The sequence below is a fragment of the Dysosmobacter sp. Marseille-Q4140 genome (genome assembly GCA_018228705.1).
Lineage (GTDB): Bacteria > Bacillota > Clostridia > Oscillospirales > Oscillospiraceae > Oscillibacter.
On the sequence record CP073694.1, the window covers coordinates 261771 to 276938 of the forward strand.

Genomic DNA, 15168 nt, shown 5'->3' on the forward strand with positions numbered 1-15168 from the left:
CCCCTCTCAGGCTGTCGTTTTCCGGCTGCTGCGCATCTTCCGCACATACTTGACCCCCCACCACACAAGGACCAGGATCGTGAGGATCATGAAGCAGGCGGTCACAGGACGCTGGAAGAACGCGAAGAAGTTTCCGTTGGTATACATCAGTCCGGAACGCAGCTTCTCCTCCACGATGGGTCCCATGATGAAGCCCAGAATGACAGGAGGCAGAGGCAGCTTCACCATATTGAAGATATAGCCGATGGCGCCGAAGATAAAAATGCTGAACACATCGAACATGCGGTTGTTGGTGGCAAAGGCGCCCACCACGCACATCACAAAGATCACCGGCAGCAGAATGTGCTTGGGGATGTTCAGCAGCTTCACGAACAGCCGCAGACCGAAAAACTCCTCGATCAGCATGACAAAGCTGGCCAGCAGCAGGGCGATGTAGATGGCGTAGACAAAGCTGCCGTTGGTGGAGAAGAGCATGGGACCCGGGGCGAGACCCTGAACGATCAGGCCGCCCAGCAGCATGGCCGTATTGGTGTCGCCGGGGATGCCCAGCGTCAGGAGCGGGACCATGGCGCCGCCGATGGAGGCGTTGTTGGAGGTCTCCGAGGCGACGATACCGTCGATGATGCCGGTGCCGTATTTCTCCGGGTGCTTGGAGGCGCTCTTGGAAGCGGAGTAGGCCAGAACATTGGCGGCACTGCCGCCGATGCCGGGCAGGATGCCAACGGCGGCTCCGATCACGGAGGAGCGGACCAGATTTCCGAGCTGGGACTTGAATTCCTTGATGGAAAAGCCGAAGCCCTTGATCTTCAGGGACTTCTTATCCACCTCGCCGCTCATGTCCGCTGCCGCCTCGCCCCGGTGCTTGGAGAGCATGAAGATCTCCGTCACCGCATACAGGCCGATCAGCACCGGCAGCAGATCAAAGCCGGACTGCATGTCGTAAATTCCGAAAGTATACCGCTTGACGGAGTCGATGGGGGCCAGGCCCACCGTTCCCAGTGCCACGCCGAACAATCCGGCGATGCAGCCGCGGACAATGGAATCACCGGACAGTCCGATGACCATGGTCATGGAAAACAGGCCGATGGCAAAGTACTCCATGGGGCTGAACGTCACGGCAAAATCAGCGATCGGCTGAGCAATGGCCATCAGCAGCACGACGCCGAACAGCGTCCCCAGGAAGGAGAACACGATGCCGACGCCCAGTGCCTTGGGCGCCTCGCCCTTCAACGCCATGGGATGTCCGTCCCAGGTGGTGGCGATGGAGGCGGCCGTGCCGGGAATGTTGATCAATATGGCGGAAATCAGTCCGCCGGAAATACCGCCCACATACAGCGCCAACAGCAGCGCGATGCCGTGGGCAGCGTCCATCTCAAAGGTAATGGGCAGAAACAGCGCAATGGCCATTGTAGCGGACAGGCCGGGGATCGCGCCGAAAATAATGCCGATGGCCACGCCCAGTGCCATGATCAGCAGACAGCCGGGGGTGAAGATCATCTGGAGACCTTCAAGGATCATACTCATTTACTGCGACCTCCCTCTTCACTTCAAAATACCTGCCGGCAGGATCAGGTGGAACACGTTCAGGAACAGGTAGTAGATCCCGGTAGATACCACCAGGGCAATCACGAAATACAGAACATACGTCTTCAGACGGCGCAGATTGCTCACTTCCGTGAGGTACAGGAACTGCGCAAACAGATACAGGACGGATGCGATCAAAAAGCCCAGGGGCTCGATCAGGCAAATGTAGACCAGCAGGAGCACAGCGGTTCCCAGGACGTTCCTGCTCTCTTTTTTCTCCGTGCTGGAGGCTTCGTCCGGCTCCCTCCGGTTCCTGCGGAAGTCAGATACTGTCATGATGACACTCAGAATGACCAGCAGACCGCCCACAATCCGCGGAATAAACCCGGAATCCGGCACACCCCGCACATGGCGCGACTCGATGCACAGCAGCGCATATATAAAATAAAACAGCGACACCGCAAGGACACCGGCTGACATAATGGTGCGGCGATAACGGAACATCGTGCTTCATCTCCTCTCTTCTCTAATACTCCGCAGGCGAGCTCGTCCACTCGCCTGCGGAGTTTTGTGGTTGATGGTTAACTTTTGATTTTTACAGAGCGCCGGCTCATTCGCCCTTCAGTTCCGCGGACATCTCCATGAAACGGGCCAGCTCATCCTGCGCGTAAGCCACGGAGTCCTCGCGGTTGAGCAGGAAGGTGTCCTGATAATACGCCTCGGCAATGGCGGTGGCGTACTCCTCATTGTTGTTGGAAATATCGTCAATGGCAGCGCCCAGCTTTTCAATGATGGCCTCGGGGGTACCCTTGGGAACCAGGATATAATAGGCGTTCACGGAAACCAGGTCCTCATAACCCAGCTCCTTGGCGGTGGGGATGTCGGGGAACTGAGAGCTGCGCTCCTCGCCCACAGTGGCCAGGATCCGGAAGTCGCCGCTGTCGATGAAGGACTTCATGGTGCCGTAGGGATTGATGATGAACTCGAAATTCCCGCCTTTCAGGCCGGCGGTACGGTCACTGGAGGCGCCGGAGTTGACGATGTTCAGCTCCACGCCGCAGGCCTTCTCCATCAGCAGGCAGGCATAGTGAGAGGTGGCGCCGATAGAAGCGGGCACGATGAATTCGCCGGGATTTTCCTTGATAGCGGCCACCAGATCGTCCAGGGTCTCATAGGGAGAGTCGCTGCGGACGGCAATGGCCTCCACGGCAGGACGGCCGCAGACGCGCACCATTTCAAAATCCTCAATGCCGATATCGGAAGTACCGGCGGCAGTGTTGACGTTAATGGAGGAATGGGTGAACAGGATGGTATAACCGTCGGCGTCCGCATCATAGACCTCCTTGGCAGCCAGCATGCCGCTGTTGCCCACCACATTGCTCACCGCCACAGGCTGGCCCAGTTCCTCTTCCAGATACTTTGCATATTGCCGGGCGTTGAAGTCCGTGTCGCCGCCGGCGTCAAAGGGCACGATCATCTGAATGGGCTTGGTGGGCCAATCGGTCTCGGTGCTGTCACCGGACTGGGTATCCTCTGTGGTCTGATCCTGGGCGTCCTCCTGAACCTCATCCTCAGAACCGCCGCAGGCCGTCAGCAGTGAACCGGTGAGCAGCAGCGCCAGCAGCAGGGCAAGCAGTTTCTTCGTCTTTTTCATTGAATCTTCCTCCTTCGTAAATCAGCACTGTGATTTGGGTCCGTAGGAACCCGATACAGCTGCCAGGATATATAAGCATTTTTCGTGCCACTTTTATAATATCAAATTTTTCTTTGCTTTTTTCGTTATTTTGCAAAAAAGAATGTTAATATTTTATCCATCATCCCAAGAAGGCCTCCAAAAACCATGTTTCAAATTTGTCAGATTTTTCACTACATCCTTTGAATTTGTTTCAGCAGCCGCAGAAACAATCTCTTCTCTCCAGCTGATTTCTTCATATGTTCCCGCGGATCCTCTCTTTTTTCTTTGAAAAGTCCACCTTTCCCCTTCCTTTTCAAGCGTTAACAAACTGTTTCACCGAAACGTTTCCTTGTAAAACTGAAACATCTCTGTTATAGTATATCGCAGCAGCTTCCCGTCGCAGCAAGTCTATTGTGCACGCCATGAACCCCCGGCGGCAAAAGGAGGTCTTTCCTTGATTCGAATTGGCATCGCGCTTCCCTACCCTGAGGCAGAGCCCCTGGCTCAGGAGGTTTTTCAAGAACACACTGCTTATATGAAACGGCAGGTGCAGGACAACACGCACTACCTCCTGGAGACGATCGTCGCCGCAGCCACAGACGAAGTCCTGACCAACACGCCGGAGTGCGACGTTATGATCGCCCGGGGCGGCACCTATCTGGACCTGTGCAAGCGGTCCTTCCCCGTGCCGCTTGTGGAACTGATCGTCAGCGGCTCGGATATCGTGGAAATGCTGCTTCGCCTGCGCCACAATTACAGCGGCGTGCCAGCCGCGATCCTGGGCACCCAGAACATGGTCATGGGCGTGGAGCAGCTTGGCGAGCAGCTCAGCGTCGATGTGACCCCGTACACACTAAAAGAAAACACATATCAGGAGGTCCGGCAGACTGTGGAGCGGGCGGTCCGGGATGGAAAACGGGTGATCATCGGCGGAAAGATCGGCTGTCAGCGGGCACGGGAGCTGGGGATTCCCTCCATGCAGATCCTCTCCGGTCGGGATACCTTCTGGAATGCCATCGCAGAGGCCAAGCAGGTTGCAAAGATCAGCCTTGCGGAGCGGGAGAAAGCTCTGAGCCTCCAGACCCTGCTGGATAACGCGTACGAAGGGCTGTTTGCCATTGACCGAAACGGCTGTGTCTCCTTTCTGAACGCCGCCGCCATCCGCATCCTTCAGCTCTCCACCAGGGAACACTATCTGGGCCGGAAAGCCGCCGAGGTGCTCTCCTCCCCTGCGCTGAACAGGATCCTCTCGCTCTCCGGCGAATATGACGAGATCATCCCCTATAAAAATACGCACCTTTCGGTAAAGAAGGTCGAATTGCTGATGCACGGCGCCGTCGTCGGCAGTGTGGTGACAGTCCTCAACGCCTCGCAGATCCAGACCACTGAGGACAAGCTCCGCATGACCCTGCACCACAAGGGACACAGTGCCAAATACAGTTTTGATCAAATGATCATCCGCGCCCCCAGAATGCTGGAGTGCGTGCAGGAGGCCAAGGCCTTCGCCAGAACGGATTCCAACATCGTGATCGTCGGAGAATCCGGAACCGGGAAGGAGCTGGTCAGCCAGAGCATCCATGCCGCCAGCCGCCGCTCTCAAAACAATTTTGTGGCCCTCAACTGTGCCGCCCTACCGGAAAATCTATTGGAAAGCGAGCTGTTCGGCTATGTGGAGGGCGCTTTCACCGGCGCCGCCAAGGGCGGAAAGGCAGGCCTGTTCGAGATTGCGCACAAGGGAACGATCTTCCTGGACGAAATCTCCGAGATTCCGCTGGGGCTCCAGGGGCGGCTCCTGCGAGTCCTGCAGGAGCGTGAGATCATGCGGCTGGGCGACAGCCGGATCATCCCCATCGACATCCGGGTCATCGCAGCCACCAACAAAAATCTGGAAGATCTGGTGCGTGCGGGAAAATTCCGGCAGGATCTGTACTACCGGCTCTATGTGCTCCAGCTGAATATTCCTCCTCTGCGGGAGCGAAAGGAGGATATCCCGCCTCTGGTGGACAGCTTTATCCGAAAATTCCGGCAGCGGGAGGGGTTCCACACAGAGATTCACCTGACCCCGGCGGATTACGCGCTTTTGCAGGCACAGCCCTGGTACGGAAACGTCCGGGAACTGCGAAATTTCTGCGAGCGGTTCGCCGTTCTCTTCCAACCCGGCACCTCTCCTTCCGAACTGCTTGTCCATCTGCTGGGCGGCAAAAAAATCAGTCAGGCTGAAAGCGGCGGACAAGCCCCCGCTCCGATCTGCGATCGGGAGCGCGTGCTTTCGGCACTGGAAGCCAGTCACGGCAACAAGACGCACGCCGCGGCCGAGCTCGGTATCAGCCGGGTGACCCTGTGGCGCCTGCTCAAGCAAATGGAGGATCCTGCTTCTCAGAAATCGCAGACCGGCAAATGATCCATGCTGCAAGCGCGGCGAAACCAAAGAGTTTCGCCGCGCTTGGCTGTCTCTCAGGCCGGTTTCCTTCGGAACAGCCGGTAGCGGGGCCAACTGCCGCCGCACAGCCGCCAGCGCAGATAGTCGTCCACCACGATCACCGGCAGGGCCAGGAAATACCACAGTACCGCGTAGAGCAGGCACACCTGCCCCAGCACATTCAGCGGCAGATCGCTGTAATCCCAGATGTTCAGCCCCAGCCACAGATTCAGCACGCACCCGCTGGCAAACTCCACGACCGTGATGACCGCGGCGCCGATCAGCGCCTGGAGCACCAGGGGTGTGTCCCAGTCCAGCACCTCGTTGATGCGCCCCACGCCGATGAAGCACAGTCCTCCCACCAGCACCATGGTCCAGTGGCTCCAGCCCCGCCAGAGCAGCTCCAGGCAGAAATACCCCATGCCGCCCATCAAAAACAGCAGGACTTCCCGTCCCGCATTGCGCAGCCGCTCCACGTCCATCCCTCCCGATATCATACAATATCCCTATTGTATGTCCCAGCAGGCGCGGATTATGCCCGGCGATAAATCCCGCCTCCGCCGGGCAAGCTATGGCGGGAGGAGGCATGCATATGGCACATCTGAGCACGTATTTTTCTCTGGAGGACCCCACCGGGGCCCACGATGTGAAGCGGATCAAACGGGAGCTGGACGGCCTGCCGGGGGTGACCTCCGTCAGCGTCAGCCCCGGCGGATGCCTGGCGGTGGATTACGATTCCACCGGTGTCCGGCAGTCCGAGATCCGGCAGAAGGTCCAGGAGCTGGGCTATCAGCTGCGGGCCACGGACTGAGGCGAAAAGGACCCGGGAGAACCAAGTGTTCTCCCGGGTCTTTGTTTTTCAGCTGATCTCCCGGCGGGGGCCCGGCAGCAGCTCCTCGCCGGCCTCCTCCATGGAAAGAGCACCGGCGGACAGCTCTGTCAGCCGGGCGGAAAACATCTCCGCCCCGCCCTCGGGAAAGGCGGCGGTCAATCGGATGTCCGCGGCGTACTCCGTGTTCCGGATGACGCCGCCGCGCTCGGCGATCTCCAGCTTCACCCGCTCCAGCAGCGGATAGGTGCAGGGCACGGTCCACAGCGTCCAAAGGCTCAGCCGGCAGATGCCGGCGGCGGCCAGGGCGTCGTGCGCCCCTTTGGAATAGGCCCGGGTCAATCCCCCGGCCCCCAGCAGGATCCCGCCGAAGTACCGGGTCACCACGCAGCACACGTCCGTGACGCCCAGGCGCTGGAACACGTTCAGCATGGGCTGGCCCGCTGTGCCCTGGGGTTCCCCGTCATCGGAGTAGCGGACGGTGTTCCCCTGCCGCAGCAGGTAGCACCAGCAGTTGTGCCGGGCGTCGTAGTGGCGCTTTTTCGTCTCCTCGATCCGGGCGCGGGCCTCGGCCTCGCTCTCCACATGAAAGACCCGTCCGATGAAGCGGGACCGCTTCTCCACAAACTCGCTCTCCGCGTTCTCAAAGGGCACCCAAATCTCGCTCACGGCCCGTCCTCCTCTTCTATGTCCGTCACTGGGGCGGCTCCGCGTAGGTCGCTACCCGGCCCAGGACCTTTGGCGTGCAGACCGCCGTCACGTCGATGGTGGCGCCGTACTCCACGGACTCCACCTTGGCCTCCCGGTAGAGCATATCCAGCAAGCCGCCCTTGTCGTAGGGCAGGTGCAGCACGCAGCGGCGGCTGCCGCTGTCCAGCCGGTCGGCAATCTTCTTCAGCAGCGTATCCACCCCAGCGCCGGTGCGGGCGGAGATGGACACGATGTCCTCGCCGTGGGGCATGATCTCCCCCGGCGGGAGCTGGTCACACTTGTTGAACACGTCGATCCGGGGCAGCTCCCCGGCGCCCAGCTCCAAAATCAGGTTCTCCACCACCTGGGACTGCTGCTGCCACTCGGGATTGGACACGTCAATGACGTGGAGCAGCAGGTCCGCGTATTCCAGCTCCTCCAGCGTGGCCTTGAAGGCCTCCACCAGCTGGTGGGGCAGCTTGCGGATGAAGCCCACGGTATCGGAAATCACCACGTCCAGCGTGTCTGAGACGGTCAGCAGGCGGCTGGTGGTGTCCAGAGTGTCGAACAGGCGGTTGTTGGCGGGGATGTCCGCCCCGGTCAGGTGGTTGAGAAGGGTGGACTTGCCCGCGTTGGTGTAGCCCACGATGGCCACCACCGGGATCTCGTTCTTCTGCCGCCGCTGGCGCTGGGTCCCCCGGACCCGGCGCACCTCCTCCAGGTCCGCCTTGAGCTTGTCGATCTTGCGGTGGATGTGGCGGCGGTCCGTCTCCAGCTGGGTCTCGCCGGGGCCCTTGGAGCCGATGGGCCCCTTGCCGCTGGTGCCCGCCTGGCGCTCCAGGTGGGTCCACATGCCGGTCAGGCGCGGCAGCAGATACTGATACTGAGCCAGCTCCACCTGGAGGCGGCCCTCCTTGGTCCGGGCCCGCTGGGCGAAAATGTCCAGGATCAGGGCGCACCGGTCCAGGACCTGGACCCCCAGCAGCTGGGTCAGCACCCGCATCTGGGAGGGGGACAGGTCGTTGTCGAAGATCACCATGGTGGCGCCGGTATTCTCGCAGTAGAGCTTGGCCTCCGCCACCTTGCCCTCGCCGATGAAGGTGCGGGGGTCCGGCGCGGGGCGGTTTTGCAGCATCATGCCCACGGTCTCCGCCCCGGCGGTCTCCACCAGGGCGCTGAGCTCCTCCAGTGTGGCTTCGTCGGCATTCTCCTCTTTTTTCAGCACCGGTGAGCTCAGGCCCACCAGCAGCACTTTGTCTCTGATCGTTTCCGTTTTTTCCATCGATTCCCTTTCCTTTGGGTAATTACCGGGCGTAGGCCTCCACCACCTGTCCGGTGTAGATGCGGTGCCAGCCGCCCTTGGCGCCATAGTAGGGCAGGATGGTCCCCTCCGCCGACGGCAGGACGCAGGCGGGGTCCATGTCCTGGACATAGAGCTTCCGGCACACCAGGACCCACTCCGCCTCGTCAAAGAAGGGGGCGTCTCCGGCACCGTAGCGGACCGTCAGACCGCAGGCGGCGATCTTGTCGGTATCCCGGCCGCTGTGGCTGCCGCAGAAAGCGGTGGTCTGCTTCAGTTCCTTCGGCAGGACAGAGACAGTGAAATAGTCGCTGCTCTCCATGAAGGAGAAGGTGTGCCGCTCCGGCCGTACGTACACGGTGCATACCGGAAGGCTCCACAGCTGGCCCATCTGGCACCAGCCGATGGTCATGGTATTGCAGCCGCTCTTATCCCCGGCGGTCAGCAGGGGCGGCTGGGCGCCGAATACCCGCAGCACCTCCGGCGTCAGGGTTTGCAGCTCCACGGGATGCAGATTCATAAAAAAACGCTCCTTTCCGGATCCTGGCAGATGGTCGCGATAATCATATGCATTGCATTAGTATATGCGCTTTGCCGGGAAAAGTAAAGTTTTCCACGGAGTAAAAAAAGGGTCTGCTGACAAACGCAGCAGACCCTTTTCGATGTGTCAGACTTACTTGTCCAGGCCGAACTTCTTGTTGAACTTGGCCACGCGTCCGCCGGTATCCACCAGCTTCTGCTTGCCCGTGAAGAAGGGGTGACACTTAGAGCAGACTTCCACCTTGATATCCTTCTTGGTAGAACCTGTCTCAATCACATTACCGCAGGCGCAAGTAATCGTAGTCTGCTGATAATTGGGATGGATTCCTTCCTTCATTGCTCTCGTTCACCTCTTTCTCTTCCAGACTACCCTTGGGAAGCTTTCACCTCACAAAAGCGAACTTTAGTTTACCACAGTCCCCTTTGAAATGCAAGCATTTTTCACAGAATTTTCAGATTTTTTTGTCTCCCGGTAGCATTCTTTTTGCTTTTTTGCGTTTCTTTCCTTGAAATGCAACGTTCCGTGCGGTATTATGATATAATATTGTATAATTTCCCAAAAAAGAAGGTGTGCGCTGTGATCCGTTGGTCCTTGCTGGCGGAATTCTTTTCGCTGTTCATTTTGGGCATCATCTTTGTCCGCTACTACTGCTACGAGCGGAAAGTGGCCTTCACCCGCAAGCGGAGGCTGTTTTTATTCTGCCTGCTCTCTTCCGGGGCTTCCATCCTGCTGAATATCCTGTGTGTGTTCACTCTGGCCCGGCCGGACGCGGTCCCTCTGTGGGTGAACATGGCCCTCAACACCCTGTATTTCCTGCTCAGCGCCGCCATGTGCTCCCTGTTCGCCTATTTCCTGCTGGTGCTGATCCTGGAGCACGTCTACGGTTCCCGGTGCCTGCGCTCCGCCCGGCGGGTCCTGATGGTCCTGACGGCCGCCTTTGCGGCCCTGTCGCTGGCCACCCCCTTCACCGGCCTGCTGTTCTACTTTGACGAAAACGGCTACTACCAGCGGGGCCCTCTGAACCAGATCGGCTACGGCTTTCTGTTTCTGGAGCTGCTGGTGCTGGCTATCTGCTTTTTCCGCAACCGCAGCAGCGTCTCCACCCACATGGTGTACGTCATGCGCAGCCTGCCGCCCTTCATTCTTGCGCTCTCGTTGTTCCAGCTGTGCTACCCGGAGATCCTGCTCAACGGCACACTCAGCGCCGCCGCTATCCTGATCCTCTTCATCGCCTTCCAGAGCCACACCAACGACCATGACAGTCTCACCGGCGTCCGCAGCCACAACAATTTCCTCACGGAACTATCCCTGCGGATCGCGGGCCGCCAGCCCATCCAGGTGATCATGGTGTCGCTGCTGTCCCTGTCGGACATCAATCTCCAGCACGGCCACGCCGTGGGCGACGCCGTGCTGTATGAGGCGGCCCAGTATCTGGAGCGCTTCTCTCCCCAGAGCCGGGCCTTCCGACCGGGGAACACCTCCTTCGCCCTGGTGCTGCCATGGACTTCCCAGCAGCAGGCCGACCGGGATCTGGAGGCCGTCCGCGCCCGTTTTCAGGAGCCCTGGGTCCTGGGGGATCTGGTCTGCCGCTCCGACTTCTGCATGACGGACCTTTGCTGTGCGGACCGGCCCAGCGGCTCCGCCGAGCAGATCCTGGAGCAGCTGGAGTACGCCCTGTCCCTGGCCAAGGCGGACCGGGGCGTGGTCCGGTTTGACGAGCGGGTGGCCCGCAGCCTGCGGCGCAAGCAGGAACTGATCGGGACCCTGCGCCGGTCCATCCAGGAGCGGCGGTTCCGGGTGTGGTATCAGCCCATTTACAGCTGCCGGGACAAGCGCTTTTGCTGCGCGGAGGCCCTGCTGCGGCTGATGGACCAGGAGGGCACCATCATTCCCCCGGACACCATCATCCCCCTGGCGGAGGAGACGGGCATGATCGGGGACCTGACCTGGCTGGTGCTGGAGGAGGTCTGCCGCCTGCTCAGCAGCGGAACGGTCCCGGAGCTGGAGTCGGTGTCGGTGAACCTCTCTATGCAGCAGCTGCTGGACGAGGACCTGTCCCACCGGCTGCTGTCCATCCTGGACGCCTACGGCCTGACACCGGACCGGGTGAAGCTGGAGATCACGGAGCGGTTCCTGCTCCACGACGCCCGCCACGCCCGGCGGCAGCTGGCAGCGCTGAAGTCCGCGGGGTTTGAGATCTACATGGACGATTTCGGTGTGGGCTATTCCAACCTCTCCAGCGTGCTGGACTATCCGCTGGACTGCATCAAGCTGGACCGGAGCCTGATCCGCCGGCTGCCCGGAGACCAGCGCTCCCGCCTGATGGCGGAGACGCTGCTGACGCTGTTCCACCGGCTGGACAAGACGCTGATCGTGGAGGGCGTGGAGACCGCTGAGCAGGCCGAATACCTGGCGGAACAGAACGCCGACATGATCCAGGGATTCTACTATGCCTGCCCCATGCCCCAGGAGGCCCTGGCAGAATTCTTCCGGGACCAGGATGCAGCGTCTGAGATGTGATGCCGCCTCCTTCAAAAATCGATCAAGCCGCCGGAGCGAAACGCTCCGGCGGCTTTTTTTCGGGAAGAGCCTCTCAGACCTCCACGGTCTCGCCGGGGGTCAGGAAGTACAGCACCCGGCGGGCCACCCTTTTTTCCAGCACCCGCTCCAGAGCGCCGCTGTACGCCTCCAGCTGGGGCCGGTAGTGGGCCGCCCGCTGGGCGACCTCCTCCGGCGTGCGGACATGGTCGGTCTTGAAATCCACCACCGTCAGCCCCTCCGCCGTCTCGAAGCAGCAGTCTACCACGCCCTGGAGCAGCATCCGGTCCCCGCCGGCAGCCGCGCCGTCATAGTCCCGCGCGTCCATCAGCAGCGTGAAGCGATACTCCCGCAGGAGGTTTCCACCCCGGCGGATCTCCTCCGCCAGGGGGCTCTCCAGGAAGCGGACCAGCTGCCCAGGATCCACGGAGGCGGCCTGCTGGTCGGTCAGCAGCCCCCGGCGGCGCAGGTCCTCGATCTGCCCCGCCGCGTCGGGGTTTTTGAAGTCCAGGTATTGCAGCGCCAGGTGGGTGGCGGTGCCCCGCTCCGCCGCCGTCAGGCCCCGGCGCTCCTGCCGGAACAACGGCTGGCGCAGAGGGCGCAGATAGGGCGTGTGGGCGGCGTTTTCCGCGATCTCCTGGTCCAGCTCCCGGCCCTTGAGCTGGGTTGCCGTGACCTTGGCGGGCAGCGCGGTCTCCCGCTGGAAGGGATAGACGAAGTCCAGCAGGGCCGGGTCGAAGGAGACCTCCTCCGCCGTCTCCCCCGCCGCCCTCTCCGGCGGGGCCGGGCGGGCGGCGTAATCGGCGGCGACGTGAACAAAGACCTGCCAGGGCCGGTCCTCCCCGACGTACAGTCTCTCCGGCTCCAGCTCCGCCAGGGCCCGCAGGGGCGCGGCCTCCGGGCGGCACAGCAGGGGCAGCAGGACCCAGTCCCCCATGCTGCGGCCCTCCGCCACCGCCTCCGGCAGCGCCGGACAGCCGGCCACGGCGCAGAGCTTTTTCAGCCGGGTCCCGGCGTGGTACACCGCGTCCACCAGGATCAGCTTCTCCTGGGGCCGGGTCATGGCCACGTACAGGATCCGCTGCTCCTCCGCCAGGTTCTCCCGCCGCAGCTTCTCCTGGAGGGCCAGGCGGGCCAGGGTGGGATACTGGATCCGCCGCTCCAGGTCCACCCGCCGGGGCCCCAGGCCCAGGGTCGGGTGCACCAGCACCGCCGTATCAAAGTCCTGCCGGGAGAAGGCGTGGTCCAGGTCCGCCAGGATCACCACCGGGAACTCCAGGCCCTTGGACTTGTGGATGCTCATGAGCCGCACACCGGAGACCGCGGAGGGCCCCTTGGTGGGCGGCGCCTGATCCTGGTCCAGCAGCCGCCGCAGCTCCGTCACGAAGGCGAACAGGCCCTTGCAGCCTCCCGCCTCGAACCGTTCCGCCTGACCGCTCAGGGCGATCAGGTTCTCCCGGCGCTGGGGTCCGTCGTCCATGGCGCCGAACACGCCCAGGACGTTGAGACGGTCGTAGATGGTCCAGATCAGCTGGTGGACGCTCAGGTCCCGGGCCGCCTGGCGCAGGTCCTCCAGCGCGGCCAGGAAAAATTGGCAGTCCTCCCCGCCGTCGGCGCGGACTGCGTCGTAGAAGTCCCCGGTCCGGTCTCTGCCCCGGATCTCGGCCAGCCGGTCGGGGGTGAAGCCGAACACCGGCGAGCGCAGCACGGAGATGAGGGGCACGTCCTGACGGGGATTGTCCACGATCTCCAGCAGCGCCAGCATGACAGAGATCTCCATGGTCTCAAAGAAGTCCCCGCTCTCCTGGAAGGCGCAGGGGATGTCCTGCTCCGCCAGGGCCTGGGCATAGGCCGCGCCCCGGCTGCCGGGGGAGCGCAGCAGGATCACCACGTCCTCCGGCCGGCAGGGACGGCGGGCACTGTCCTCTCCGGTGACCAGGAAGGGCTCGTCCAGCAGGCGGCGGATCCGCGCCGCCACGAAGCGGGCCTCGGCGGTGAGCTTGCGGACGGGCCGCTCCTCCGCCGCCCCCCGGGGCTGGGCGGAGATCAGGTGGAACTCCGTCTCACAGCCCTCCGCGGCCGGATAGTATTCCGCGCCGAAGTGGAGAGACTCGTCGTCGCCGTAGGCCATCTCCCCCATCTGGGGAGAGAGGATGTTGGAAAAGATGAAGTTGGCCCCGTCCAGCACCTCCTGCCGGGAGCGGAAGTTCTTCGTCAGCAGCAGCTTCCTTGGCTCGCCCTCGGCGGCCTCGCCCCGGGTCTTGTAGCGGCTGTACTTGTCCAGAAAGATGGTGGGGTCCGCCAGGCGGAAGCGGTAGATGCTCTGCTTCACGTCGCCCACGGTGAAGAGGTTCTTCCCCTCCCGGGACACGGCCCGGAAGATGGCGTTTTGCACCTCGTTGGTGTCCTGGTACTCGTCCACCAGGATCTCCGCGTACCGGTCCGCCACCTGGCGGCCCAGCTCCGTAGGGGTCCCGTCGGGGCCCACCAGGAGGCCCAGGACCAGGTGCTCCTGGTCGGAGAAGTCCGCGGCGTTCATCCTCAGCTTCTCCTGCCGGTAGCGCTCCGCAAAGCGCGCCGTCAGATCCAGCAGGGCCACCATGGCCGGAGCCACCGCCCGCAGGTCCTCCATGGCCTCCTCCCCGCTGACGCCCAGGGGCTCCCCCAGCTTCTTCCAGCCCGCCTTGCAGTTCTCCCAGATCTGCTTGAGGGCCGCCACGTCCGCATCGTCCTTGCGGCCCTTGGGGGTGGTCAGCCGGGGGAAGGTCACGGCGGCGTTGGCCGCCCGGACCGCCTCCCAGGTCTCCGCCCCGGCCAGGGCGTCGAAGCACCCGGCGGCCACGGAGAACTTCTCCCCGTAGCCCCGCTCCAACGCCTCGTCCCCCGCCGTCCGGTCCGCGCCGGACCGCAGCAGCGCCGCCCAGTGGGCCGCCCGGCGGCGCACCTGGGCCAGGAGCTCCGCGGCGTAAGGCGTTCCGTCGAACCCGGCGGGCAGGTCCGCCCAGGCCGCCCGGCTCTTCTCCAGCCATCCCTCCGGGGAGGCGTGGCTCTGGAGCTTGCCGTACAGCTCCAGCACCAGCTCCTCCAGGCGGCTGTCGTCCCGGCCGGCGCCCAGGGTGTCCGCCAGCGCTGCGCCGCCCTCATCCAGGTTTCCATAGAACTCCTCCAGCTCCCGGCCCAGGCACCGGCGGCGGAGCAGGTCCGCGTCGGCCTCGTCCAGGACCCGGAAGTCCGGCGTCAGGGCGTGGCGGTCCTCCTCCCGGGCCAGCAGGTGGGTATTCTCCCGCAGCAGCGCCGTGCAGAAGGCGTCCACGGTCTTGATGTCCGCCTGGTACACCCGCAGCAGCTGCCGCCGGAGGCGTCCGTCGCCGGGGTCCTCCCCCAGGCGCTTGTTCAATTCCGCGGCGATCTTGCTCCGCAGCTCCGCCGCGGCAGCCCGGGTGTAGGTGATGATGAGGAAGTCGTCCAGGTTCCGGCGCTCCTCCGTCACATACCGGAACAGCCGCTCCACCAGCACCTTGGTCTTGCCGGAGCCGGCGGCGGCGGACACCAGCAGTGCCCCGCCCCGGTCCTCCACCGCGGCGCACTGCTGGTCGGTCAGCTTCACCTTTGCCATGGGACCTCCTCCTCCTCTCCTCGTTGTGCCAGCATA

The 15168-nt window shown here is 62.5% G+C and carries 13 protein-coding genes; 3 read left to right on the forward strand and 10 right to left on the reverse strand.

Going from position 1 to position 15168, the window contains the following annotated elements:
• Positions 1–6: 6 nt before the first annotated feature.
• From KFE19_01275 to KFE19_01290, 4 genes are all read right to left on the reverse strand, one after another.
• Positions 7–1518 carry a tripartite tricarboxylate transporter permease gene (locus tag KFE19_01275; protein QUO39485.1) on the reverse strand — a complete coding sequence of 504 codons (1512 nt, stop codon included), beginning with the start codon at positions 1516–1518 and terminating at the stop codon, positions 7–9.
• Between the two features lie 24 nt (positions 1519–1542).
• A complete protein-coding gene (locus KFE19_01280; GenBank protein QUO38187.1) occupies positions 1543–2028 on the reverse strand; it encodes a tripartite tricarboxylate transporter TctB family protein in 486 nt (161 codons plus the stop codon).
• 106 nt (positions 2029–2134) lie between these two features.
• A complete protein-coding gene (locus KFE19_01285) occupies positions 2135–3178 on the reverse strand; it encodes a tripartite tricarboxylate transporter substrate binding protein (protein QUO38188.1) in 1044 nt (347 codons plus the stop codon).
• Between the two features lie 153 nt (positions 3179–3331).
• Positions 3332–3526, reverse strand: a complete 195-nt coding sequence (locus KFE19_01290) for a hypothetical protein (GenBank protein QUO38189.1) — start codon at positions 3524–3526, stop codon at positions 3332–3334.
• A gap of 208 nt (positions 3527–3734) precedes the next feature.
• On the opposite strand from KFE19_01290, the gene KFE19_01295 reads away from it, so the two are divergent.
• On the forward strand, positions 3735–5600 hold the full coding sequence (locus KFE19_01295; GenBank protein ID QUO38190.1) for a sigma 54-interacting transcriptional regulator: 1866 nt from the start codon (positions 3735–3737) through the stop codon (positions 5598–5600).
• Between the two features lie 53 nt (positions 5601–5653).
• Here the strand turns inward: KFE19_01295 and KFE19_01300 are convergent, their stop codons facing one another.
• Positions 5654–6100, reverse strand: coding sequence for a hypothetical protein (locus tag KFE19_01300; protein QUO38191.1), 447 nt, complete (start codon positions 6098–6100; stop codon positions 5654–5656).
• A 110-nt stretch (positions 6101–6210) separates the two neighbouring features.
• Between KFE19_01300 and KFE19_01305 the strand changes: the two genes are divergently transcribed.
• On the forward strand, positions 6211–6429 hold the full coding sequence (locus KFE19_01305; GenBank protein ID QUO38192.1) for a heavy-metal-associated domain-containing protein: 219 nt from the start codon (positions 6211–6213) through the stop codon (positions 6427–6429).
• A gap of 48 nt (positions 6430–6477) precedes the next feature.
• Here KFE19_01305 and KFE19_01310 read toward each other — a convergent pair whose 3' ends face one another.
• The 4 genes from KFE19_01310 to rpmE all read right to left on the reverse strand — a co-directional run bounded on the left by KFE19_01310 (position 6478) and on the right by rpmE (position 9314).
• Positions 6478–7116: a YigZ family protein gene (locus tag KFE19_01310; protein ID QUO38193.1), complete on the reverse strand. Its 639-nt coding sequence runs from the start codon at positions 7114–7116 to the stop codon at positions 6478–6480.
• A 25-nt stretch (positions 7117–7141) separates the two neighbouring features.
• A complete protein-coding gene (gene hflX / locus KFE19_01315; protein ID QUO38194.1) occupies positions 7142–8419 on the reverse strand; it encodes a GTPase HflX in 1278 nt (425 codons plus the stop codon).
• Positions 8420–8441: 22 nt separating this feature from the next.
• Entirely contained in the window at positions 8442–8957 is a 516-nt protein-coding gene (locus tag KFE19_01320) for a flavin reductase (protein QUO38195.1), read from the reverse strand.
• Between the two features lie 153 nt (positions 8958–9110).
• Complete coding sequence (gene rpmE / locus KFE19_01325; GenBank protein ID QUO38196.1) at positions 9111–9314, reverse strand: 50S ribosomal protein L31; 204 nt, start codon at positions 9312–9314, stop codon at positions 9111–9113.
• 240 nt (positions 9315–9554) lie between these two features.
• On the opposite strand from rpmE, the gene KFE19_01330 reads away from it, so the two are divergent.
• Entirely contained in the window at positions 9555–11498 is a 1944-nt protein-coding gene (locus KFE19_01330) for an EAL domain-containing protein (protein QUO38197.1), read from the forward strand.
• Between the two features lie 73 nt (positions 11499–11571).
• On the opposite strand, the gene addA is transcribed toward KFE19_01330, so the two are convergent.
• Positions 11572–15132, reverse strand: a complete 3561-nt coding sequence (gene addA / locus KFE19_01335) for a helicase-exonuclease AddAB subunit AddA (protein QUO38198.1) — start codon at positions 15130–15132, stop codon at positions 11572–11574.
• Between the last annotated feature and the right edge of the window lie 36 nt (positions 15133–15168).